The organism is Nostoc sp. NMS8 (assembly GCF_017115045.1).
GTDB lineage: Bacteria > Cyanobacteriota > Cyanobacteriia > Cyanobacteriales > Nostocaceae > Nostoc.
This window is the reverse complement of sequence record NZ_JABXKK010000099.1, coordinates 34,633-58,222: the sequence shown is the minus strand read 5'-3', so window position 1 is coordinate 58,222 and position 23,590 is coordinate 34,633. Positions and strand designations below refer to the sequence as shown.

General features: G+C 42.7%; 17 protein-coding genes. 6 read left to right on the top strand and 11 right to left on the bottom strand.

Going from position 1 to position 23,590, the window contains the following annotated elements; genetic code table 11:
• Positions 1–138 precede the first annotated feature (138 nt).
• The 3 genes from HWQ39_RS24700 to HWQ39_RS24690 form a co-directional block, all read right to left on the bottom strand.
• Positions 139–951, bottom strand: coding sequence for a phycobilisome linker polypeptide (locus tag HWQ39_RS24700; protein ID WP_292850930.1), 813 nt, complete (start codon positions 949–951; stop codon positions 139–141).
• 603 nt (positions 952–1,554) lie between these two features.
• On the bottom strand, positions 1,555–2,046 hold the full coding sequence (gene cpcA / locus HWQ39_RS24695) for a phycocyanin subunit alpha (RefSeq protein WP_094328476.1): 492 nt from the start codon (positions 2,044–2,046) through the stop codon (positions 1,555–1,557).
• A 92-nt stretch (positions 2,047–2,138) separates the two neighbouring features.
• Positions 2,139–2,660, bottom strand: coding sequence for a phycocyanin subunit beta (locus HWQ39_RS24690; protein ID WP_179063954.1), 522 nt, complete (start codon positions 2,658–2,660; stop codon positions 2,139–2,141).
• Positions 2,661–3,474: 814 nt separating this feature from the next.
• Here HWQ39_RS24690 and HWQ39_RS24685 point away from each other — a divergent pair.
• Both HWQ39_RS24685 and HWQ39_RS24680 read left to right on the top strand, forming a co-directional pair.
• On the top strand, positions 3,475–4,131 hold the full coding sequence (locus HWQ39_RS24685; RefSeq protein WP_292850927.1) for a class I SAM-dependent methyltransferase family protein: 657 nt from the start codon (positions 3,475–3,477) through the stop codon (positions 4,129–4,131).
• A 172-nt stretch (positions 4,132–4,303) separates the two neighbouring features.
• Positions 4,304–5,398, top strand: coding sequence for an aliphatic sulfonate ABC transporter substrate-binding protein (locus HWQ39_RS24680; RefSeq protein ID WP_292850924.1), 1,095 nt, complete (start codon positions 4,304–4,306; stop codon positions 5,396–5,398).
• A gap of 274 nt (positions 5,399–5,672) precedes the next feature.
• Here HWQ39_RS24680 and HWQ39_RS24675 read toward each other — a convergent pair whose 3' ends face one another.
• The 4 genes from HWQ39_RS24675 to HWQ39_RS24660 form a co-directional block, all read right to left on the bottom strand.
• The gene (locus HWQ39_RS24675) at positions 5,673–6,488 is read right to left on the bottom strand and encodes an alpha/beta hydrolase (protein WP_292850921.1); all 816 of its coding nucleotides are present in this window, start codon (positions 6,486–6,488) and stop codon (positions 5,673–5,675) included.
• A 155-nt stretch (positions 6,489–6,643) separates the two neighbouring features.
• A complete protein-coding gene (gene hpnH, locus HWQ39_RS24670; protein WP_292850918.1) occupies positions 6,644–7,663 on the bottom strand; it encodes an adenosyl-hopene transferase HpnH in 1,020 nt (339 codons plus the stop codon).
• Between the two features lie 108 nt (positions 7,664–7,771).
• The gene (gene hpnA, locus HWQ39_RS24665; protein ID WP_292850916.1) at positions 7,772–8,758 is read right to left on the bottom strand and encodes a hopanoid-associated sugar epimerase; all 987 of its coding nucleotides are present in this window, start codon (positions 8,756–8,758) and stop codon (positions 7,772–7,774) included.
• Positions 8,755–11,439 (bottom strand): efflux RND transporter permease subunit, encoded by a 2,685-nt coding sequence (locus HWQ39_RS24660; protein WP_292850914.1) that lies wholly within the window; start codon positions 11,437–11,439, stop codon positions 8,755–8,757. Before HWQ39_RS24660 ends, hpnA begins: the two co-directional genes overlap by 4 nt.
• A gap of 158 nt (positions 11,440–11,597) precedes the next feature.
• Here HWQ39_RS24660 and HWQ39_RS24655 point away from each other — a divergent pair, with 158 nt between their 5' ends.
• The 4 genes from HWQ39_RS24655 to HWQ39_RS24640 all read left to right on the top strand — a co-directional run bounded on the left by HWQ39_RS24655 (position 11,598) and on the right by HWQ39_RS24640 (position 17,343).
• Complete coding sequence (locus tag HWQ39_RS24655; protein ID WP_292850912.1) at positions 11,598–12,296, top strand: phosphorylase; 699 nt, start codon at positions 11,598–11,600, stop codon at positions 12,294–12,296.
• A gap of 561 nt (positions 12,297–12,857) precedes the next feature.
• Positions 12,858–14,570 carry a bifunctional diguanylate cyclase/phosphodiesterase gene (locus tag HWQ39_RS24650; RefSeq protein WP_292850909.1) on the top strand — a complete coding sequence of 571 codons (1,713 nt, stop codon included), beginning with the start codon at positions 12,858–12,860 and terminating at the stop codon, positions 14,568–14,570.
• Positions 14,571–14,880: 310 nt separating this feature from the next.
• A complete protein-coding gene (gene yhdJ / locus HWQ39_RS24645; RefSeq protein WP_292850906.1) occupies positions 14,881–15,783 on the top strand; it encodes an adenine-specific DNA-methyltransferase in 903 nt (300 codons plus the stop codon).
• A gap of 435 nt (positions 15,784–16,218) precedes the next feature.
• Positions 16,219–17,343 (top strand): site-2 protease family protein, encoded by a 1,125-nt coding sequence (locus HWQ39_RS24640; protein ID WP_292850903.1) that lies wholly within the window; start codon positions 16,219–16,221, stop codon positions 17,341–17,343.
• Positions 17,344–17,400: 57 nt separating this feature from the next.
• Here HWQ39_RS24640 and HWQ39_RS24635 read toward each other — a convergent pair whose 3' ends face one another.
• The 4 genes from HWQ39_RS24635 to thiO all read right to left on the bottom strand — a co-directional run bounded on the left by HWQ39_RS24635 (position 17,401) and on the right by thiO (position 23,484).
• Positions 17,401–18,069 (bottom strand): choice-of-anchor K domain-containing protein, encoded by a 669-nt coding sequence (locus tag HWQ39_RS24635; RefSeq protein ID WP_292850900.1) that lies wholly within the window; start codon positions 18,067–18,069, stop codon positions 17,401–17,403.
• 497 nt (positions 18,070–18,566) lie between these two features.
• Positions 18,567–20,780, bottom strand: a complete 2,214-nt coding sequence (locus tag HWQ39_RS24630) for a tetratricopeptide repeat protein (RefSeq protein WP_292850898.1) — start codon at positions 20,778–20,780, stop codon at positions 18,567–18,569.
• A gap of 261 nt (positions 20,781–21,041) precedes the next feature.
• Positions 21,042–21,221 (bottom strand): ssl1498 family light-harvesting-like protein, encoded by a 180-nt coding sequence (locus HWQ39_RS24625; protein WP_292850895.1) that lies wholly within the window; start codon positions 21,219–21,221, stop codon positions 21,042–21,044.
• 214 nt (positions 21,222–21,435) lie between these two features.
• On the bottom strand, positions 21,436–23,484 hold the full coding sequence (gene thiO, locus HWQ39_RS24620) for a glycine oxidase ThiO (protein ID WP_292850892.1): 2,049 nt from the start codon (positions 23,482–23,484) through the stop codon (positions 21,436–21,438).
• Between the last annotated feature and the right edge of the window lie 106 nt (positions 23,485–23,590).

The following is a 23,590-nucleotide window of genomic DNA, read 5'->3' as shown; positions in this document are numbered from 1 at the left end:
TAGGGATCGGGGATTGGGTACTAAATATTAGGTATCGGTTATCCCTTTTATCCTCATTAGTCCCAATTACTAGTCCCCATTACCCCTTATCCACAGAGGGGGTTCCGCCTTCCCCAGTCCCCAATCCCCAGTCCCTATTTATACGGCTGTAATGCTAAGAACTCGGCTGCCCTTGCGATTCAACTGCTGCAATTTACTAGAAAGTTGCTCGTAGGGTACGATCAACTCCGCAGTACCGCGCCTGACTACAGTTGAGTTTGGGGAAGCAGATTGTAGCACTCTGATGCGGTATGTTTCGCCGCGACCACCTGTAGAGAGTCCTGTTAAGGCTCCAGCTGAGACTGGATAAATGGGTGAAGCTAGATTCTTCGCCACTTCCCAGGTTAGCCGTCCTTGTTTTTGTCCTTGAGCGCGATCGCTATTGGCATAACCCCGATACAGTTGGAACAGTCGGCTATAGCCAACGTTTTTCTGTCCTATTTGACTCTTAAAGCCGCGATAGTAGGGGACAATATTTTCACCAAAACTCTCTTGATATTCTAATGAGTCAATGTAGGAATTAATCTCAGCTTCGTAACCTTGTGAGTTATAAAGCTCAACATGGTACGAAATCTCTGACTCATCTTGTGGGGCACGCCCCAATAAATGCTTATAATTCAACTCGATAAACCGAGTTTGGGAATTGGAGTGGAAAAACTTATCCCGATACAGTTCCGATTGAGCAATGGCTTGCACAAATCCCCGAACGGAGATTCCACCTTGCTGCAACAGTGATTCTGCGCTGACAAGACGCTCTCCTTCAAGTAGATAGTCATTACCCAAAACCTGACGGTAAGCCGCCCGGATAACCACTGCTACATCCGCTTCTGTTCTATCAGGACGTAGTTCTACTGGCGCCGAATTTTCAAACGCTCCAATCCCTAATCTTGCTGCTTGTCCCAAAGCTGCCATCTTTAAAACCTCCTCAGTTTTAACTGCAAAACTAAAAACTTTTTAGAAAAATTTTTTCTAGTCTTTTAACAGTCCTTTGAAATTGACACTCACTGCATCTTTAGATACGGTGATTGTTAAGACATCGCTGCCTTAATATCCTGTTTGCACAGGTTCCCAGGCTCACTTTATGGATTCAGCATTCTCTAATCTGAGAAACCCCCAAACGCTGCACGTAGCTTGCTTTCCTCTAGGGTTATGCAGACTCGCTACCGCTACGCTAGAGAAGATTGTAGTGCCTCACCACATTTGCCACGAGGGCATAGTGATATCTCCTTACGTTATTTCGGGCGTATACTTTCCCCAGATCAGGGGTAGGTTTTTAAATCTTGTACTGATAAAAATATTGTGCCAATTGACGGTAGCCTAAAATAGGCACTCAGTTGCGAACTTTCCCAAAAGTTGTAGCAAGTACGGTGCTACATCGGCAGCTTTCATCCCTTTATAACTCTTTCTCCAGGGTATTCAGCTAGCGTTTCCTAAAAAACTGCCCGGAGAGGTAAACAACTCATAGAACTTACTTGTCATAAGAGCTGATTTCCTCTCCGGGCTAAAGAAATACTCTTAGCTTAGAGTATTGATTACATAGTCAATGTAGGAATTTGCTTCAACAGCAGGATCGCCGCTTAGACCGTGGTTAGCTTTGATGTACTTGAGAGCTTCAATGTACCAGCTAGGAGACAGGTCAAAAGTCCGGTTGATTTCAGCCAAGCCAGAAATCAAGAAATCGTCCAAGGGGCCTGTGCCACCAACAACTAAAGCATAAGTGATAATCCGCAAGTAGTAGCCGACATCACGAACACACTTGCCTTTACCGCGTGAATCAGACGCGAAGTTAGGGCCTTGTTGTTGGGTGGTGTAAGGGAACTTGTTATATACTGCTTGAGCAGCACCTTCGGTCAAGCGTTGAGCGTTAGCGCTTAAAGCTTTTGCTGCTTGTAAGCTAGCTGGTGCTTGGCGGAAGCGACCAAAAGCAACTTGAATTTCGGTGCTGCTGAGGTAGCGTCCTTGAGAATCAGCCGATGCGATCGCTTCAGTTAGAGGTGTTTTTGTCATTTTGGTATTTTCCTTTTACAAACGTTATGGTTGAAATTTTGTTTTGTCCTAATGGACAATTATTTAGTCAACATCAGCAATGCAAGCTTTGCTTAAGCTACAGCAGCAGCAGCACGATCGAAATAGCCAGCTATTTCAGATGCCAAAGCACTGCAATCGCCTCTGGTGATATTGTTTGTATCGTTGACAATTGCCAAAGAAGCTTGTTTGAGCTTCTGAATACCAACTGCAACTGAAGCTCCGGGAGTTCCCAATGCTAAATAGGTTTCCCGTAAGCCGTTGAGGGCACGGTCATCTAGCACGCTAGAATCGCCAGCAAAGATAGCATAAGTGATGTAGCGGAGAATGATGTCCAAGTCTCTGATACAAGCCGCTGCACGACGGCTGGTATAAGCATTACCACCAGGAGTGATCAATTGGGGTTGTTCTGCCCACAAATCACGAGCCGCAGCAGCAACAAGAGCTGAAGCATTGCTGGTAATCCGGTTAACCGCATCTGCACGCTTGTTACCATCTTTGACTAGTTCGCTCAACGCATCCAATTGTGCATCGGAGAGATATTCGCCACGTGTATCAGCTTGGGATACTACTTTTGCAAATGCATCTAAAACCATTGCGTTAAATCTCCTAATTTGCTTGGTTAAGAATAATTGGACTCAAAACTGAATGGTTCAGTTTATTTTCCGATGTCAGCACTGCCTGACGAGTTACGAAAGGTTTAAAACAGACATCCACGGAATAAGTTTACGATCTCCAGGCTTTCAGATTAAAACTTTTGTTAGAAAACTTCAAACTTCTATGAAGGACTGAAAAACCTGATTAAGATGTTGTTTTTTACTCTCAAGTTCTCTTTATACAATGCTGCCGCATCATTATTTATTACAAATTATTGTTATGTTTGTGAATTTGATTTACATAACTTTACATCTTTGTCTCTGTTAGACCGTAGAGAAATTTATTCTGAGAAATTCCTTCAAGAATGCTTAGGCGTAACCCGCCGCAGGTATCGCGCCTAGAATTATGTATTATTTACTACTCAAATGGCTTTTAGCAAAGGCACGCGCCATATTTTTTGCGACTGCTAGTAATACGGAGAAATTCAGTCTTGAGCAATACAAATTTAAATTTTTGCCGATCAGTATTTAAGTATATAGTGTAATTATATTGTAATTTTAAATTTGCTATAATTCAGTATTTGTGTGAGTTTTTCTAGATTTGGAATACAACGCCGTCTAGGAAGTTCTCAATTGTTAAATTGCAAGATTTACATACCAAAGAAAAAAGACTTGATTTTGGATGAATTTCCATGATAGTCTGCGTTCTATACAAAATACGGTTTATTGATATATTTACCGTAGTTTAATCTGCACAGTGTCTTTGTCACTTTGCTTTCCTCATAGTTAATGGAAACGAAAATCACCTCTTATTATGGTCAAAGACTGGTTTGAATGGCACGACCTCTACAAGAACGAACCGAAATTGCAACAACGCCTGCAAATTGTGCAGGAATACATTTCTCATAGCTTGAATTTGTCCCAACCAGGGTTAATCCGTGTAGTTAGCGTTTGCGCGGGCGATGGACGAGATTTGCTAGAAACGCTATCAAATCATCCACGGGCAAAAGATGTTCATGCGCGACTTGTAGAGCTAAATCCCCAACTAGTTGAACGTGGACAAGAAACAATAGAATCGTTGGGTTTGACAAAACAAATTGAGTTTATCAATGGTGATGCAACTATTTCCTCAAACTATGTAGGAGCAGTACCAGCAGACATCGTGATTGTATGTGGTGTATTTGGCAATCTTGCAGATGAAGCTGAACTCAATCGCTTACTGGCAAACCTGAGTTTTCTCAGCAAAAAAGGTGCTTTTGTAATTTGGACTCGTGGACACTCTCAAGGTATTGCTCACTCTGAAACTGTTCGTAAATTTTTCCGTGAACATGGATTTGAAGAAGTGGACTTCAAACTCACTGCAACAGGAGACATGGGAGTAGGTATTCATCGTTACTTGGGTGAAAGTTTGGCTGCACCCAAAGAGCAACAGTTTTTCGCCTTTACTGGTACTCCAAGTAAAGCCAGATGAAGAGTGCTGAGTGATGAGTGCTGAGTTGAAAGACCGCTTACAATATGCGGGGCTTTTACCATAGTGCGGAAGTACTGAGTAATCTTCTTGATTACTCAGCACTCTCTTTGCCGAGGTACTCAGGACTGAGTGTGGTAAATAATATCTCTAAAATTTTTTTGACACAAAATCTATGACCGCTACAGTTAAGCTTCAGCATACAAACATCTTTCACCGTTTCACGCGGCTTTTAGCACCTGGGTTGTTAACCTTGGCAACTTCGTTAACATTAGTTAGTTGCACAACCCAAGGGCAAAAAGCTCAAACCCCATCTGCTGCGACAAATGTATCTGATACCAATTCCAATTCATCTGGAATCAAAGCTAAGGTACTCCGTATGGGGTATCAATCAGCAGGCGATTTGGTCAGATCGCAAAAAGTATTAGAAAAGCGTCTAGAACCTCTAGGGGTAAAAGTGGAGTGGGCACAATTTGTCCAAGGGCCACAACTAATGGAAGCGATGAATGTCGGCAAAATCGATTTAGGTTCCGTTGGAGAAACTCCGCCTATTTTCGCCCAAGCTGCTGGCGCTCAAATCGTTTATGTGGTTGGTTCTCGACGCACTCCAACCACGGGTAGAGCAAGTGTGATTGCTGTCCCGCCAAATTCTCCCATTAAGAGCGTCAAGGATCTCAAAGGACAAAAAATCGTCTTTCAAAAAGCTTCTGCATCTCACTATTTTGTCTTTAGAGCTTTGGAAGATGCGGGTTTAAAACCCAGCGATATTAAAATCTTGAGTATACCTACAGTAGAAGCTAGTAGTGCTTTTCTAGAAGGGAAAATTCCGGTTTGGGTAGCGGGCGATCCTTATCTAGCTTTGGCTGAAAAATCAAATAAGATCCGAGTAATTAAGACTGCTGAAGGACTTGATACTCCTGGTGGATACTATATTGGTGCAAGGCAGTTTGCGGTTGATAATCCGGGAATTCTGCGGATAGTGATTGAGGAGATTGATAAACTCCAGCGCTGGGCTGAGGCAAATCCCAAAGAAGTCGCAAAAATCATTGGGCCAATCCAAAAACTACCTCCTGACATCATGGAAAAAGTAGTTAGCCGCCGCAGTTATGGCTTGAGAGCCATTTCCCCAGAATTAGTTAAGGAACAACAGCGAGTTGCAGATTACTTTTATAAATATGGTGTGATTCCTAAACAGGTCAATATTCAGGAAGCTGTGCTGACACCTGAACAATATGCAGCAATTACACCAGAATCTATTAGCCAAAAATAGTTTGAAGAAGGCAGCTATGGTGTAATACGGTTCATTTAAGGAAACTCAAAGAAATAAATTATCCAATATTGTGGGGTGGGCAACATGAGCGCCCAGGCTATATAGCGCTCATGTTGCCCACCCCACAAGAGTAAATTGGATATTTTTTTATTTGTCAGTCCCTAAGGGTTATTGGTGTAGATAATTGGTTTAGAGAAGACGCGATAAATCGCGTCTCTACATCAGGGTTTTGGGATTAATGGGTTGAGAAACAAGACGAAATTCCTTTGTAAAATTACTCAAATTTATTTTGGAGAAAGGCGATAACGCGCTTGAATGCTTGGGGGTCTTGGTAAAGAAAGCGATGACCACCTTTAAAGAACTCTAAATACGAACCTGGTATCTGTTTGTGTATCGCCTCAAGATTGGCTGGAGGAGATATGCCATCGTGATGACCGCCGCAGATATAGACAGGAATATGCAGTTGAGAAAGTCGATTATGTGTATCGTGAGAAGCACGAGCCTCAAGCTGGCGACGACGGCCAAGTTCACGATTTGGTTCGTCTACACCCTCTTGAGCAGCTGCTAGTGTCAGCTTCACTAAATCCTGAAATTGTGCAGTTCGGCTAGATAGCCAAGCTTCCTCTTGCCATCGGGTATCAGCAATTGTGATTTGCCGATGAGCCACTTCCTCAATTGGAAGGTTCACGAGTTCATGTAGTGGATATGATGATCCACCAGCACCGCCACTACTAGTACAGGCTAAAACAAGACGTTCAACACGGTGCGGATAGTGCAGTGCCAACTCTTGGGCTACCATACCCCCGAAAGAAATTCCGATCGCATGAGCGCTCTCCCACCCGACTGCGTTTAACAAAGAGTCTGCATCGGCGGCGTAATCTGCTATGGTGTAGGGAATATCAGGTTTTGAAGTTTGACCGAGACCGCGCTGATCGTAAGCCAGAATTTCAAAGTGTGGGGCTAGCGGTGAGTCAAAAATAGTAGGCGATCGCCGCAAGTCTCCTCCAGTACCACTAATACTGAGTAGGCGTTGACCAGTGCCACGAATCTCATAATACATTTGCAAATCACGAATAGATACAAATGGCATGAGTATTTTCCCTGATTATTTTGTATAAGTCGATCGCAATATCTCTAAATAAGTATCCTCTTTTTATCCTCACTGGATGTTGTTGCATACATTCCAGTGGAATCAGAACCTTTAAAGGGTGCATAGGCATAGCCCACCGCACCCTTTAGTATTTACTAGTTCCTACCAAACACACTGCCAAGGGCACGTGCCATATTTTGCGGTTGCATTGCATCCATTGCGGCGGTGGGTTCGTAGCCGCAGTGAACCATACAATCGGCACACTTGGGATTACCACTCTTCTGGCCGTATTGACTCCAGTCAGTTTGGGCTAGTAATTCCTTGAACGTAGAGTAATAACCTTCGTTCAGCAGATAGCAAGGTTTTTGCCAACCGAGAACGCTATAACTAGGGCTACCCCAAGGCGTGCATTCGTAGTCTTTCTCACCAATGAGAAAATCTAGGAATAATGGATTGTGATTGAAGTTCCAGTTTTTTTCACCACTTCTGTATGGAGCCAGAATTTGCCGGAAGAGGGCGCGGGTTTGTTCACGGTGGAGAAAATGATCTTGATCTGGTGCCCACTCGTAACTGTAACCGGGAGAAATCATCATCCCGTCAGTATTTAGGGTTTCCAGAAAGTCGAAGAACTCTTGCATATCTTTGGGTTCAGTACCTTCAAAGATCGTCGTGTTAGTGGTGACACGAAAGCCTTTAGCTTTAGCGGCGCGAATGGCTTTGACAGCAATATCAAAAACACCTTTGCGATCGACACACTGATCGTGTAACTCCCGCATTCCGTCTAAATGCACACTAAAAGTCAGGTAAGGGGAAGGTTGAAACTTATCTAGGTTCTTTTCTAACAACAAACCATTGGTACACAAGTAAATATATTTCTTGCGCTCAATTAATCCTTGGACAATCTTATCAATCTGAGGATGCAGCAGAGGTTCTCCCCCAGGAATTGAGACAACTGGTGCGCCACATTCTTCCACAGCGGTAAAACATTGTTCTGGGGTGAGGTTTTGCTTTAAAATTTCCTTTGGATGTTGGATTTTACCACAACCTGTACAAGCGAGATTACACCGAAAAAGAGGTTCCAACATCAATACTAAGGGGAAGCGTTTACGTCCTTTCAAACGTTGCGTAACCAGATACTTCCCAATATCCATAGCTTGTTGTAGATTAACTGCCATTGTTGCGATCGCTCCTCTTTTAGAGATAAATACACCACAGTCATTATCGGTCTGGGTACTTGTGCTACCCTAACGCGTATTGCATCCACACGTGAATCGCTATATTTTTCATTTGACGTAACCTTGTGCAACAAACCAATCCACAGCATCTTTGAGTGCGACTTTCAGCGAAGATTGAGGTAGACCCAACTCTCGTACAGCCTTTGAAGCATTGTAATACATAGGTTGTTTCGCCATCCGAACACCATCCAATGGTACTGAGGGCGATTTTCCCAGTGGTGCGAGAATCTTTTCATCAACCCAGGCAACACTCAGGGGCAGCCAAGCGGGTACTGTTCGTTGAGGTGCGCTAAGACCTGTGATATCAGCGAGTTGTTCGAGTAGTTCTTTGAGACTGAGGTTCTGATTACCTAAGATATAGCGATCGCCTGATTTACCCCGTTGCAAAGCCAGTAAATGCCCCCATGCCACATCCCGCACATCGATAAAATTTAGACCAGTATCCAAGTAAAAAGGCATTTGCCGTCGTAAAAACCGCAGTATTATATCACCTGTTGGGGTAGGTTTGATATCTAACGAACCAATAGGGCTGCTGGGATTGACAATAACTACTTCTTGACCTCTAGCAACAGCTTGGATAGCTTCTTGTTCAGCCAAAAACTTAGACTTTTTATAGTCACCCACCAATTTTTCTAAGGGACTCTGATGTGTTTCATCGACGACTTCACCAGATGAGCCTACCCCAATAGCCGCTACGGAACTGGTGTAGACGGTGCGCTCAATCTCCGCTTTGCGAGCTGCTGCTAACACATTGCGCGTACCCAGGACATTGTTCTGGTGGAGTAACTCTCGGTCTGTTTGCCAGAGGGAATAATGAGCTGCGACATGAAATAGATATTGACAACCTGCCATCTGTTGCCAAAGATTTGGATCGTTTAAATCGCCTTTGACAATTTCCACATCCAAACCGCGTAGATTCTCCAAATTGCTGCTTGAGCGTACCAACGCTTTGACTGTATAACCCTGTTGCAGAAGCAACCGTACCAAATGGGCACCAATAAAACCCGTACCTCCCGTGACAAAAACCTGGCTCAAGCTGTCCCCCTCTGCTTAAATCGGGGAAACCAATCATCCAAAATGGTGTAAACTACTGGCACAACAATCAAGCTGAGGATAGTTGAAGTTACTAGTCCACCTGCGATCGCTACAGCCATAGGCGATCGCAACTCCGAACCCGCACCTAAACCTAAAGCGATCGGTAACATTCCTAAAATTGTAGAGGCAGTGGTCATCATAATTGGTCTGAGGCGCACTAATCCGGTCTTGAGAATCGCTTCAGTACGTTCTAAGCCAGCGTTGCGTAACTGGTTGATGTAATCTACAAGCAAAATGGCATTTTTATTTGCTAGTCCCAATAAAAAGACGAAACCGATTAATGAGATCATGCCAAAGTCGCTCTTGGTAATCAGTAGCGCCAACATTGCCCCCACTAATGCTAAAGGCAAAGAGACACCAATAACTAGAGGGTCTACCCAGCTTTTGAATAACAAAATTAGTACTATGACAATGCACAGGGCGGATAAGGCCAGAGTAGTTCCAAAACTGCTAAAAACTTTATTTTGGTTAGCAGAGTCTCCCCCCAAATTTAAGGAAACATTAGAGGGTAACACCGCCTTTGCTTCAGCCACCACTTTGTCAGTGGCATCACCTAAAGATAGGTTTTTACCAAGATTAGCACTGATGTAGGCCACGCGCTGATTATTCAGACGCTCGATCTGAAAAACCGTGCCCTGTGGATTCGTTTCACCTGTAATAGTGACATCAGCAAATCCCGGTAGCCTCTGAATCTTTTCTTTAATCACTTTGACTGCTTTGCTCAGAGCTTGGAGATTATCACCTTGTAATGCTATTTGCAGGGGTTTTTGACCGCCGGAATCGACAAATTGAATATCTTCAACACTAGTAGTTACCCCAGAAAGAGCAGGTAAGGAGGAGCGCAATTGGTCTTGTAGTTCTCCAGTGGTGATTTTGCGATCGCCCTTTAACTTTACATATAGTATTCCTTTATTCGGCTCACCCTCACGAGAACCAACAGTAGTAAATACCGTTTCAACTGCCGGTGATTTTCTCACAACCTCTTCTAGTTTCTTCGCAACCTCTAGAGAATCATTTAAAGGGTTGGGAATGGGGGATTGGGGATTGGGGATTGGGGACTGGGGATTGGAATTTATACCCTGTCGCTCTCCTCCACTAGGTATACTTGGCAAAGGGGCTGTATAAGCAATATTAAATTCGCCGCGATCGAGTTTGGGAATAAAGCCTTTGGGAATGAGTGGAATCAGCACTATACCTGCGATGAAGCTGAGGACAGCTAACCCGATAACTATCTTGCGGTGATTTAAAGACCAACTCAGCAAGTTTCTGTAAAATTGGGTAAAAGCTAACCAGATTTTTCCTTCCTGACGTGGAGATAGCGAGGATTTAGGTTTCAGCCAGTAGATAGCTAGAACTGGAGATAAAGTCCGAGCAACTAGCATAGAAGCAAGCATCGCGGCTGAAACAGTTATGCCGAAAGGTTTAAAAAACTGACCGATTACCCCACCCATCAAACCTATGGGCAGAAAAACTGCGACTGCTGTCAAAGTGGCGGCGGTAACTGTCAACCCAATCTCATTTGTTGCTAAAAGCGCCGCTTGGCGGGGAGTTTCCCCATCTTCAACGTGTCGCATGATGTTTTCTACATCAACGATCGCATCATCAACAATACTACCAATCACCAAAGCTAACGCCAGCAGGGTGATTGTTTCCAGGTTGAAGCCGAAAATCGCCATGACGATAAACGTCGCTAACAAGGACGTAGGAATTGCCAAGGCAGAGATAAGAGTTGCCCGCCAGTTCCATAAAAAAGGAAAAATTACCACTATTGATAGCAAGACTGCTTCCAGCAAAGCATCAATTGTTGACTGGGTGGCTTGGCGGATATATTCTGCTTGGGTGGCAGCTAAAGTGAGTTTGACATCTTTCAGGGTAGAGCGTAGCCTTTGAACTTCTTTCTCAACCTGACTCACGACTTCCAGAGTGTTAGCGTTACCGCGTTTGATTACTTGAAATGCCAGTGCATCTTGAGCGTTAAACCTAACTAATGTCGCCCCACCTTGAGCGGCTGCTGCACTCGCATTCGCTGGATTTACCGGAGGAATTGCAGTAGCAGCGCCTAGTAGTGAGACTTTCAGAACTCCTGGTAATTTAGCGATCGCACTCACAATCTCATCTTGTGCCAATTTCGTCAAATCTTTGAGATTCCGTGTGGGACTCTCAATGGCATAACTAATGGCGGCTGATTCGTTTAAATTCAGGGGAATAATTTTAGAAGTTGCTCCTGGAGGCAAAGTCAACTGCTTGAGGGCAGTTTCAACCTTTTTGGTCGATGTTTCTAAATTCGTCCCAACGGCAAAAGAAAGGGCAATGGCTGTTTGACTAGGATAGGTGGATGAGCGAATATTCTCCAGTCCTTCTAGGGAGCGGAGGCGTTCTTCTAGGGGTTTTGTGAGCTTCGCCTCGGTATCCAGGGCAGTTGTCAGGGGGGCTGTAGCATTCACAACCACCACTGGAAAGGTTATATCTGGAAACAAGGCATACTTAAGAGAACTGAAAGCCAGAATCCCAGCTACCGTTACGGCAATCCAAAAACTCACCGTCAGCCACGAAAATTGAATCGCCAATTTGGAAATATTGAAGAGTTCTCGTGCGGATTTTGAGCGATCAAGCTTTACCATCTTGGAAAATTATCGTGTGGGTGACACAATTATTTAGTCATGCTACAGCAATCACCTTCGGTTTGCGAGTTTTGGTTAGTACTAAACGGCAATATTACTTATTCTGACTCAGATATGACCCAATTTTTAATACAAAAGGAAACTTGTTGAGAGCGCTAGTGTCTAATTTTTTACCCATTAACACAATTCTGGTGCCTCAGGGAGCAGAATATAAAGCTGTGTGTCGCGGATTAAGCGGCATTAATGGCTCCATACCAACAATAGTAGCTATACCTGTTGGCATGAAACCTCTACTCAAATATTTGCAACAAGGACAATTTCTAGCTCCAAAATCCAGAGTGCTGATTATGGGTTTATGTGGCAGCTTAAGTGATCGCTATACAGTTGGCGATCTTGTGCTGTATCAAGATTGTGTTTATCAGGGGAAACAGCAAGAATGCGATCGCACTTTTACAGCCCAATTGCACTCAGCACTCCCTATTCCCCACTCCCCACTAAATTTAGTCAAGTCACTGACAAGCGATCGCGTTATTTGGTCTGCTGCCGAAAAACGCCGTTTGGGTAAGAGTTTGGCCGCTGATGTTGTTGATATGGAAGGATTTACCGCCCTAGAATTTTTCAATACAGCCGGGGTATCCGTAGCAATATTGCGAGTAGTCAGCGACGATTGTCAGCATAATATCCCCGATCTCACATCAGGAATTAACTCTGATGGCTCTCTAAATCCTTTTCCTTTGGCAATGGCAATGCTTCGACAACCCCTTGCTGCTATTGGGCTGATTCGAGGTTCATTAACAGCATTAAAGGTGTTAGAGAAAGTTACAAATCTGCTCTTTTCAGGCTCTAGTCAGAAATAATCTGTTGTTTGTTTACAGCAATGGTTAGGTAAATAGACCATGCGTAAGGGACAGCAATGCTGTGCCTTTAGGAACTTCCAAATAAAAAAACACCCCAAATTTTCTTGTGAGGGTGGGCAACATGAGCGCCCTAAATCTGGGACGGGTGGGGACACCGATCCCACAAGATGGATAATTTATTTCTTGGAAGTCCCTTACAACAGATACCAGTCCTAAATCATTCGTGAAAATCTATCTTTATCTCTGCGTTTTCTGTGTTTATGCGGTTAGTTATAAAAATTATTTTCCGCGAATCAACTTAGAACGCTATATATTTTTTACTCTTATACCATCTAAAGAAAAACTAATAACAATCAACATAATTTAGGTATTAATTGTGAAATTTATTAAAGATAAGTTTTACAGAAGCTTTATCGTTATCCATATAAAGAGAAACCTATATTGGGAACAATAATATATAACCTCATCAGGGTTGGGTTCCAGAAGAGCTAATTCTACTGAATTGTGAATCAAAAACACCCAATAGCTCGGAACTAATTTAGCAACTCCCGTACAAAATTTATGAAGCTCAATCACAACCTCTACTTGTACTCGTTCCTAGCTCGTTTTGGATGGCTCAAAAAAAGTTACACCGGTAAAATAATGTTGGTGGCATTTTTGGGAACTCACGTACCACTTTTGACTTTACTCTTGAGTTTCGTCATCTCAAACTCCTATTCTTTAGAGATGGCGATCCGAGTTATGAGCATTGCTTTGTTGGCTACGTTAGCAGGTACGGCTGCCACCCTCTACGCGCTACACCACCTCCTCAAACCGGTTATTTTGACATCTGCTGCATTGCAAAATTATCTGAACACCAAAACCTTACCTGAATTACCCACAGAATTTACTGATGAAGCGGGTACATTGATGGCGAATACCTCACAAACTCTTCACAAATTAGATGAATTAATTCACTACATCACTAATTATGACGAGCTAACTGGATTACCCAATCGTGATTTATTCTGCGATCGCCTCAATCAGATTTTATCCCAACCTGAAAACAACCAGCGCCTTGTAGCCGTCTTTTTACTGAGTATTGATGATTTCACTGATATTAGTCATGGGTTAGAGCCTGAAACAACAAATTTGTTGTTAAGAGCAGTTGCTCAGAGATTATCAAGCTGCATAAGGCAAACAGATATTATTGCTCATTTGAGTGGAGATGAGTTTGCCATTGCTCGTATAGAGATTGTTTCTTTTGAAAGTGTAATTAAGCTGTCTCAACTATTGTTAAGTACCCTCAGTAAACCTTTTTCTCTAGAGGGTAACTTGATTCATATCACCGTCAGCATCGGCATCACCATGAATGGCATAAATGAGCAAAATAGCATAGATCAACTTTTGCAACAGGCTCACATAGCACTGTATGAAGCAAAGCAGCAAGGACGTAGCCGATATCAATTCTATTCGCCGGAAATCAATGCTCAGTTGCAGGAGCGATTAACTTTAGAAAATGAATTACGTGGAGCGCTTACCCGCAACGAAATGCTGGTTTATTATCAACCTCTGATTGATTTACATAGCGGACAAATTACAGCTATGGAAGCATTGATTCGCTGGCAACATCCCACATTAGGTATGATTTCTCCAGCAAAGTTTATTCCCATTGCAGAAACCAATGGTGCGATCGTCGAAATTGGTGAATGGATTTTGCGAACTGCTTGCGCCCAAAACCGTGCTTGGCAGCTTGCTGGATTTACCCCGATTCGGATGTCTGTGAATCTTTCAGCTCGACAATTTGAACAACCCTATCTGGTTGAAATAGTCAGCCAAATTCTTGAGGAGACTGGACTCCAAGCATCCGATCTCGAACTGGAAGTCACGGAAAGCTTCTTGATGGGTGACATAGAGCGATCGGTTAAAACCTTAAAAAAATTACGAGAACTGGGTATATGGTTGGCTCTAGACGACTTCGGCACCGGTTATTCCTCACTCAACTACTTGAAGCGCTTTCCTGTGAATATGCTGAAGATTGATCAGTCATTTGTGCAGGATGTCACGTCCAATCCTGATAGTGCTGCCGTCACTAATGCGATTATTGCTCTGGCAAAAAGCCTGCGATTGAACATCACAGCAGAGGGTGTAGAAACCCAAGAACAGGTTGAATACTTGAAAATGCAGGGATGTCATGAAGGACAGGGTTACTACTTCAGTTGTCCTATCCCTGCCGATCTAATTATCCCGATGTTGCAGAAAAGTTCTCAGCAGATGGAGACAATTGCAGTATAAATAGATGCCTAAGCCATTACAACGTGTTCCATTTTGCACCTATCTCGGCGATCGCCCGAATACTTGTATAGCACTATGCACTAGATTGAGATTCTTTTTGTGTGGTAGTGGGACTTCCACACAAAAAATTGTCTGGGTTGAGCCGTATTAGAATCTATTTTTATTACGAAAATCAGCAGACTCATAGCACTTATTTGTGGTTTTAATATCCATATCCTCAAAAATAAGATATAAGCAAGCCTTGCAATATTCAAATCAATATTGTAGATTTTAAGTCACATTTTTGTGTTACTTCCTCAAGGCGCTAACTGTGATTTCCAACGATTTGATAGATATCAAAATATATAAAGACGATTTTCACACTATCATTCATGGCGATGCTCTTGAAAATTTAAAGCGTCTTGAATCAGAATCCATTAACCTAATTTTTGCTGACCCGCCTTACAATATTGGCAAAAACTTCGATGGTTTAGTTGAAAATTGGTCGGAAGAAGAATTTCTTAGGTGGACATATCAATGGATCGATGAATGCCATCGTGTCCTAAAGCCCAATGGTACTTTTTACCTAATGAACAGCACAGAGAATATGCCCTACCTTGATATCAAGTGCCGCAAGAACTTCTATATTAAAAGTAGGATTGTTTGGAATTACGATAGCTCAGGAGTGCAAGCAAAAAATCACTTTGGTTCTATGTATGAGCCAATAATTATGCTAACGAAGCATGAAAAGAACTACACGTTTAATTCCGACAATATCATGGTAGAGGCAAAAACTGGTGCAAAGCGTCAATTGATTGATTATCGAAAAGAACCTCCTCAGCCTTACAATACTCAGAAAGTACCGGGTAATGTTTGGGATTTTACACGAGTACGTTTCAAAATGGAAGAATATGAAAATCACCCAACTCAAAAACCAGAAGCACTTTTAGAACGAGTTATTTTGGCATCTTCAAATATTGGAGATATCGTATTAGATCCATTTTCTGGTAGTTTCTCTACATGTGCAGTTGCTAAACGCTTAGGAAGAAAATCCATTGGGATGGAGATAAATGAAGAATACGTAAAAATGGGAATTCGCCGCTTAAATCTGCCGTCCAATTATGCTCCTGATGAGTTAGCAAAAGAGAAAATAAGAAAAACAAAAAATCTTTCCAAGAAAGCGAGAGCTTTGATTGAGGAACAGTTACCGAATAAGGCAAAACTAAAGATTTAAAAGGCACTCATAAAGAAAAATAAAAATGGTTTGAGAGCAACTAAATTTATAACTATAGCGCAGCGTAAAGCCTTCGGCATGGCTTCGCTTAGAGCGAGTCAGACGCTCCTACGTCGCTAACGCTGCGCTATCGAGCATCGTGGCGTAGCGCGTTCGCATGATTGCGTCTCGTAGAGAGAAATAATACATCCTTATAAGGCAAGAAACGCGATGAATTGCCGTCTATACAAGTGTTTTGGGCTTAATCTGAACTGTATTGCTGTATCATGAATCGCTTTCGGTCAAAACAAATGTCATTATTACCAATAACCACACCTTTACGGACGGACACCACTACAGCCATCAAGATTAAAATCTCTTAACCTTTCGTTACAGTAAAGACATCGAGTCGGAAGAAAGCAAAACCTCTCGAAGCTGAAATCAAAGGTGAACGACATGAATGGCACAATTCGCGTTGGTAATCTCTTCGGAATTCCCTTCTATATCCATCCGTCATGGTTTTTAGTTCTGGGTTTGGTAACTTGGAGTTATAGCAGTGGACTGGCGGCGCAATTTCCTCAATTATCTGCGGGATTAGCTTTGCTACTAGGATTGATGACAGCGCTAATGTTATTTGCCTCTGTCGTCGCCCATGAATTAGGTCACAGTTTCGTTGCGATTGGTCAGGGAATCGATGTCAAATCCATCACGCTGTTTATATTTGGCGGTTTAGCAAGCTTAGAAAAAGAGTCGAAAACTCCAGGTGAGGCTTTTTGGGTTGCGATCGCCGGACCAATGGTAAGTTTACTACTATGCGGTATCGTTACAGCTATTGGTGTTACTACTGCTGCATCAGGGCCGTTAGCTGCAATTCTTGGTGTTCTAGCTTCTGTTAACTTGGCATTAGCCCTGTTTAACCTGATTCCTGGCTTGCCCTTAGATGGCGGAAATATACTGAAAGCCATCGTTTGGAAAATTACAGGTAATCCTTATAAAGGTGTAACCTTTGCGAGTCGAGTTGGGCAAATCTTTGGTTGGGTAGCAATTCTTTCAGGCGTACTTCCTTTATTATTATTTGGCAACTCCGGTAACTTCTGGAATCTGTTAATAGGCTTCTTCTTGTTGCAAAATGCTGGTAATTCGGCTCAATTTGCCAGAGTGCAAGAAAAACTCACAGGTTTGACAGCCCAGGATGCTGTAACTTATGACAGCCCGATTGTATCTGCTAATCTTACCTTGAGAGAGTTTGCCGATGAGCGAGTCATCAGTGGGCAAAACTGGCATCGGTTCTTAGTGACTGATGATGATGGACAATTAGTAGGTGCGATCACAATTGATAATTTAAGAACCATCCCCACAACACTGTGGTCAGAAACTCAAGTCAAAGAAGTCATGCGACCAATTACTGAATCTACCACAGTCCAATCCGATCAACCTCTGCTGGAAGTTATGCAGTTGCTCGAACAACAAAAACTATCCGTGCTTCCCGTAGTTCGTGAGAATGGTGTTCTAGTTGGCATCTTAGAAAAAGCTGCAATTATCCAGCTACTTCAAAGCCGAACCCAACCTAATCCTGCATAGTTGTCTGCAAAAACGGCAACCCTTTGTAGAGACGCGATTTATCGCGTCTCTACATTTTTATGCTCTTAGTATTCTTCTCCAAGAATTTTTACGAGATATTAGATATATTCCCAGCAAAGATAAACCCACTACTGCCGTAGGTTCGGGCACAGCTTTGATTTTGGCATAAACGGCTGATGTAGTTGTGGCTCCTTCAAGAGCCTTAATACTTATCTGGGGAACGTTTGGATTAAAGCCAGTTAGCTCAAGAGTATAATTATTGCCTTCAAATGTAAAATTTTGATTACTCCAATTTGTGTCTATATATACAAAATCTGCACTATTTTCAGGATCGGTTGCGTCGTTAAGCGTATTTATTAGACCCAATTTGAAGTCAAAAACTTGGCTGATGCCAACGGGTGGGCTAAAGGATACATTGAGATTTAAAGGTACAGATTCAACGCTTGTACCGCTGAATACCGTTCCGTTAAAGTAAGTTAAATCAGCTATTTTGAATACAGAGTTAATATCCGCAGAAAACGAAGTTCCATTAAAGGTTAGTCTATTTGGAAGTCCTGTCGGTAAATCAGGTTCACCCCAAGTAAATGTATTGCTTCCCACACCTGTATATAGGGGTTCAGTATTAGCGCTTCCTGGAGTAGGTTCTCCCCATGTAGCGCTAGAGATACCAGGAAAAGTTAGAGCATAAGCTTGAGCAGAGAAACCAAATCCTGAAGCAGAACTCACGAAAAAACTCGATATAGCAGTAGCAAAAATAAAACTTAGTTTCATAATTTTAGGTTTTAATTATCATTCTGAAGTTTATTTCAAGTAGACCTCAAATCTACCTTAGTAAATTTACGGAAAATACGCCAATGTCTTATAGTGTTTTTCATAAAATATTTATATGGATTTAAAAATAAATTAATGAATAATTTATATTTGTGAAGTTAAGTTTATGGATTGCTAAAAGATTTCATGGCTTGGTCATTATTAAAACAGGAGTTGCGTAAGCGTAGCCCGTCGTAGACATCGCTACTTTACTTGGTTTCTTAATTGATTGTCAAGTTGATATAAAGTTACTATTCAAAATTGGCTGAAGATTTTTCTTTGACCAGAGTAATAGAAAAGTGTTAGAAGTACATCAGATAGCATCAGATAAATTAGGTATAAACTTTAAGACAAAAGCTATATAATAAGAGACTTTAAACCCTGTTCCCTACTCCCTATTCCCTGCTGTAGTTTTATAACTTTGACAAAATCTCTGGCAACAACTGACTAGGAACTTTAGATAAAGCCAGATTTTGCCCCTGTATTCCTAATGCATTATGAAAAGCACGAATAGTTTTCACTACATAAGTGAAGGTTGTTTGATAAGCCTCGGATTGTTTACTGAATCCGTTTAAGGCTTGCAAATGGTTATCTAATGCTACTTCTAAGTGTTGAGAACGTGTTGTTTTGTCACCCTTAAAAGACTCATCTATTACTAACTGATAATGAGCTAATCCCAGGTTATTGTAAGAGGTGAGCAAATCAAAACTTAAAGAGGTATCGCTAAGTGAGTGAGCCAAAGCTATAGCTTCTTCGTAAGCACTGATACATAGTTGCAGATAATTTTGCCGTGCCTCTTTAGTTGTCTGAGATAGGTTTGATAGATGCCAGTAGGCAGTACCCAGATTATTTTGTGTAGCGGCGCAGGCGGTGGGGAAATTTGCTGGAGTGCGATACTTGAGAGCTTCGTTATAGACATTTATCGCTAACTGGAGATTTTGGGCAGGTTGTTCGTATTGTGCCAGATTCCAGCAAGCAGTACCGATATTATTTTGAATCATGCCATACTTGAGCGGTTCCTCTTCGGGGTTGTAGTGTACAAGTGCTTCATTGTAAGCTGCGATCGCTTTCTTTAAATGTAAAATTGGTTGATTATATTGCCCTAGATGCCAGTAAGCAGTACCCAAATTATTTTGACAAGCCGCATACTTTAATGAATCCATATCGGCTGTACGGTAATTAAGTGCTTCACTGTAAGCTAAAACTGCTTGCTGCCAATTTTCAGATGGATGAGAAAAACGGGCTAAATCACCATAAGCTGTCCCCAAATTATTTTGCACACGAGCGTAAGTTTCTGAATGTGTCTGGGGTGAAATCATCTTTAACGCCAACTGATAAAACTCTATAGCCTGCTCTATATAAGTTTGTCCTTCCTCTGAATTAGGTGGTGTGCGATATAGCATCCAGTAGAGTGTACCCAAGTCATTTAAGATATCTGGAAGTTGTGGTGAATTTTCGTCATAGCTAATTGCCTCTTGATAAGCAATAATTGCTACCATCAAGTTTTCTAGGGTTGACTCTCCTTGCTCAATGCGAAGGCGGTATAAAGTGCCCAGACGATGATAAGCCTCTGCCAGTATCTCTTCTGAAACAAGATTTTCGTGTAATTCTTCAATTTCCAACAAAATCTGTTGTGGTTGTAAAGAATTCTCTGTATTTTGAGCGTTGCTTGTATTGATTGTTGCTATTACTAGCTCCGTTAACTCACTGCTAATATAAGATAAAGACAACAGCGATTGATTATTAATTCCACTACCAGACCTATTCGTAGATTCCTGCGGTTGTGGCGTAGCCTTCAATAAATCCGCTGTTGATGATGAAGCTTCCTGAGTTTTGTGTACGCGATTCCCTTGTCTCTCCACTGGGAAATCGGAATTATTCTCAAACTTGAACTTGGTGGCTGCGGTTCTAAGTTCTGCTTGGTTAACTGATTCATCTAAAATCGACTGCTCAATATTCCGTAAATCTAAGCTTCCAGAACGTGAAAAACGTTCTGGATAGCCCGAATTCTGATTTGCTGGTGTGGGTTCTCCAGCAAACACAAATACGCCAGTACGGCAACGCCAAAATTGTGGTGCTGATTGCTTGATAGCAGATAACCAAGGACGTGGTATCCACAGCAGCAAGTTAGATTCTAGGAATCGGCTGGAATCTTGTGTAGAGAAATATTGTTCACTTAAGCGGAGATAGTGTAAAAATAATCGTTGTGTGGCGACTGGTTGCTTAGTGAGATGCTCCACGCCGACAATCTGAAATGCTGGTACTGGAAAAGGTCTTCCAGGGCTATCTTTTGATACTCCAACCATTGGCGGTGGATAATTAGCCAACCATTGATTAATCTGGATTATGGGATTGGGATCGTTTAAATTCAAACGCAACGTCACTAATCGCGGGTAAGCTGGAGTGCTATTTTCTTGAGCATTTGATGACTGATATAGCACTTGTCCAACAGGATAAGCCAATGTAGAATGCAAGCGGGCTGCTACCTGATTTCTTAAGTGTAAATTATCACATACAGCTAAAAACAGTTGTCGTCGTAAGCCAAGACTGAGGGCAAGTTTTAGGCGGTGGTATACTTGCCGATTCCAAGTAGAATTATTGTTGTGTGCAGTATCATTCACGCTCATAGCGGCTAAAGAGCCAAAACACAGTATATATCACCTTTATAGGTGCATCCAAGTAGGATAAATTCATAATAAAAATGATTTTTTAACTAGTAGATGTTGTGCTGCTCAAAATATATTGAGCCTTGATGTCTAATCGGAATAATAAAGTATAATTGTATACTTTGACTCCTCCAATTTTAACAAAAAACAAAAAACCAGGCCCCTCTTAAAATCGGAACCTGAAAACCTATAAAGATGAAATTTTCTTAAAGTGTTTTACGATCAACTGCTTTTAGAAACAAAGAAGGCGACTATAATCAAGCCTACAACCAAAGTTGTAGCGGCAATTCCTAGTAGGAGATAAGTTCGCTTTTGCCCTTCTGTGGGAGGTTCTGCTTGATAAACCTTTGGTTCCCGAGCAAAATTATTCAGAAGGCCGCCTTCTTCATTGGTATAGGGCATGAATTAATTCCTTTATCTTTATCGTTAATTTAATGTTACATAAATGCTAAATCTGCTCTTAAACTGCTAGATAAATCGTTACATTGAGCATTGGGCATTAGAGATTACGGATTAGGGATTGGGAATTTTGAGCTAGATGAATGAGTCTTTGAACTCTGTTAATTAAGTTTTTAAGGTGGATTAATGAGTTCTAACTCTTCCCAGTCCCCATTCCCTAACTAGTAATCGTCCCAGTCAGAGGAGAACTAGGACTAGCGTAATCTTTAATAGGCATTCTGCCAGCAAGGTATGCTAGACGACCGGCAACTGTTGCTAAATTCATGGCACGGGCCATTGCTGCTGGGTTGGGAGAAAGAGCGATCGCACTATTAATTAACAAGGCATCTGCCCCCAATTCCATTGCCTGGGCGGCTTCTGAGGGTGAACCAATACCAGCATCTACCACCACTGGCACACCTGCATTTTCAATGATGATTTGGATATTGGCAGTTGTTTTTAGCCCTTGTCCAGAACCAATTGGCGATGCCAAAGGCATTACTGTCGCACAGCCTACCTCTTCTAAACGCTTGGCTAACATCGGGTCAGCGTTAATATAGGGCAATACTGCAAAGCCCTCTTTTACTAGTTGTTCTGCTGCTTGCAGCGTCCCGATTGGATCTGGGAGTAAATACTTAAGGTCAGGTATTACTTCTAACTTGACAAAATTATTATCTTCCTGTCCTAACAATTTCGCCATTTCTCGCCCCAAACGCGCTACCCGAATCGCCTCTTCAGCAGTTTGACAACCTGCGGTATTGGGCAACATCCAAATTTTTGTCCAATCTAAGGCTTCTGCTAAACCTTCATGTCCAGGAGCCTTGGTTTGTACCCGTCGGACTGCTACGGTGACGATTTGGCAATCGCTGGCAGCGACGCTTTGCTGCATTTCCTCAATGCTGCGATACTTACCAGTTCCCGTCATCAAGCGGGATTGGAAGGTTTTGCCAGCAATAATCAAGGGGGAATTTGTAGAGACGTGATTCATCGCGTCTGGGGTACGATGCCCGTTGGAGAAATTGGCAGAGTGAGTCAGCATTGGGGTGGAGGTAGATGGCTGGGACTGGAAGCGCGAATAGTGAAAATCAGCAAGTAAGGGGTCAGACTTTTGTTCCAAGATTAAATCGGCAATCAATGCGGCGGTGACGGGTGCAAGTAGAATCCCGTTGCGGTAATGACCAGTAGCAAGGGTTAAATTTTGACAGTGGCTAGTGCCAAGGATGGGTAATTCATCAGGGGTAGCTGGGCGAAATCCCCACCAAAATTCTTGAATGGGATAATGCTTTAGTTGGGGATACAGCCGGATAGCAGCTTGTAGTAATTTTTGAATACCTTCTGGGGTGTTGTTGGGGATAAAGCCAACGTCTTCGCTGGTTGCGCCAATCACGAGGCGATCGCGTCTTGGTACGATGTAAATATCCTGCCCAAACAAAACCCGCTTTAACGGCAATTCCGGCGAAACTTCTGGTATTCGCACACTCAGCATTTGTCCTTTTCTGGGACGCACGGGTAGTGGTAACAATTCATTTGACCAAGCACCTGAAGCTAAAACATAGTGCGCGGCGTAAATCATTCCAGCATTAGTTTGTACACCAACCACTTGCCCTTGCTGCTGTAAAAATGCTTCTACCGTGATACCGTCTTTGAGTTCAACACCAACAGACTCAGCCGCCGTCCGCAATACGTGAGCCAGAGCCTTATTATCAACTTGTGCGTCTTCAGGATACCACCAACCACCAACCACCTCTGCTCCCAATCCTGGCTGATATTGATGAATTGTCTCTTTGTTTAACCAATAAGCCGGGGAAGAGGCAGAGGGGCAGGGGGAAGGGTGCAGAGGAGAGAAATTTTCCCCCTGCTCCCTGCTCCCTGCCCCCTGCCCCCTGCTCCCTGCTCCCTGCTCCCTGCCCCCTGCTCCCTCCCCCCCTGCCTCTTCAAAAACAGGTGCGAGGATACCGCAGGGACGGTAGCCAGTATTTAAGCTGGTCAGTTCTTCTAATTTGCGCGTCCAGTCGGGATATAAGGCACGCGCTCGCCAGCACAAGGAACGCATTGCCCCATTAGGGATGTTTTCCGCATCTGGTGCCAACATCCCGGCGGCGGCGTGGGTAGAGGCAGCCTGGAAGTCACGACAAAGCACGGTGACATTTGTCCCGCGCAATTTTAGTTCAATGGCGATCGCCAAACCAATAACGCCGCCACCAATAATTACAGTCTCACTAGTCATTAGTCATTAGTCATTGGTCATTAGTCATTGGTCATTAGTCATTGGTCATTAGTCATTAGTCATTTGTACATAACTCATAACTCATAACTCATAACTCATAACTTAT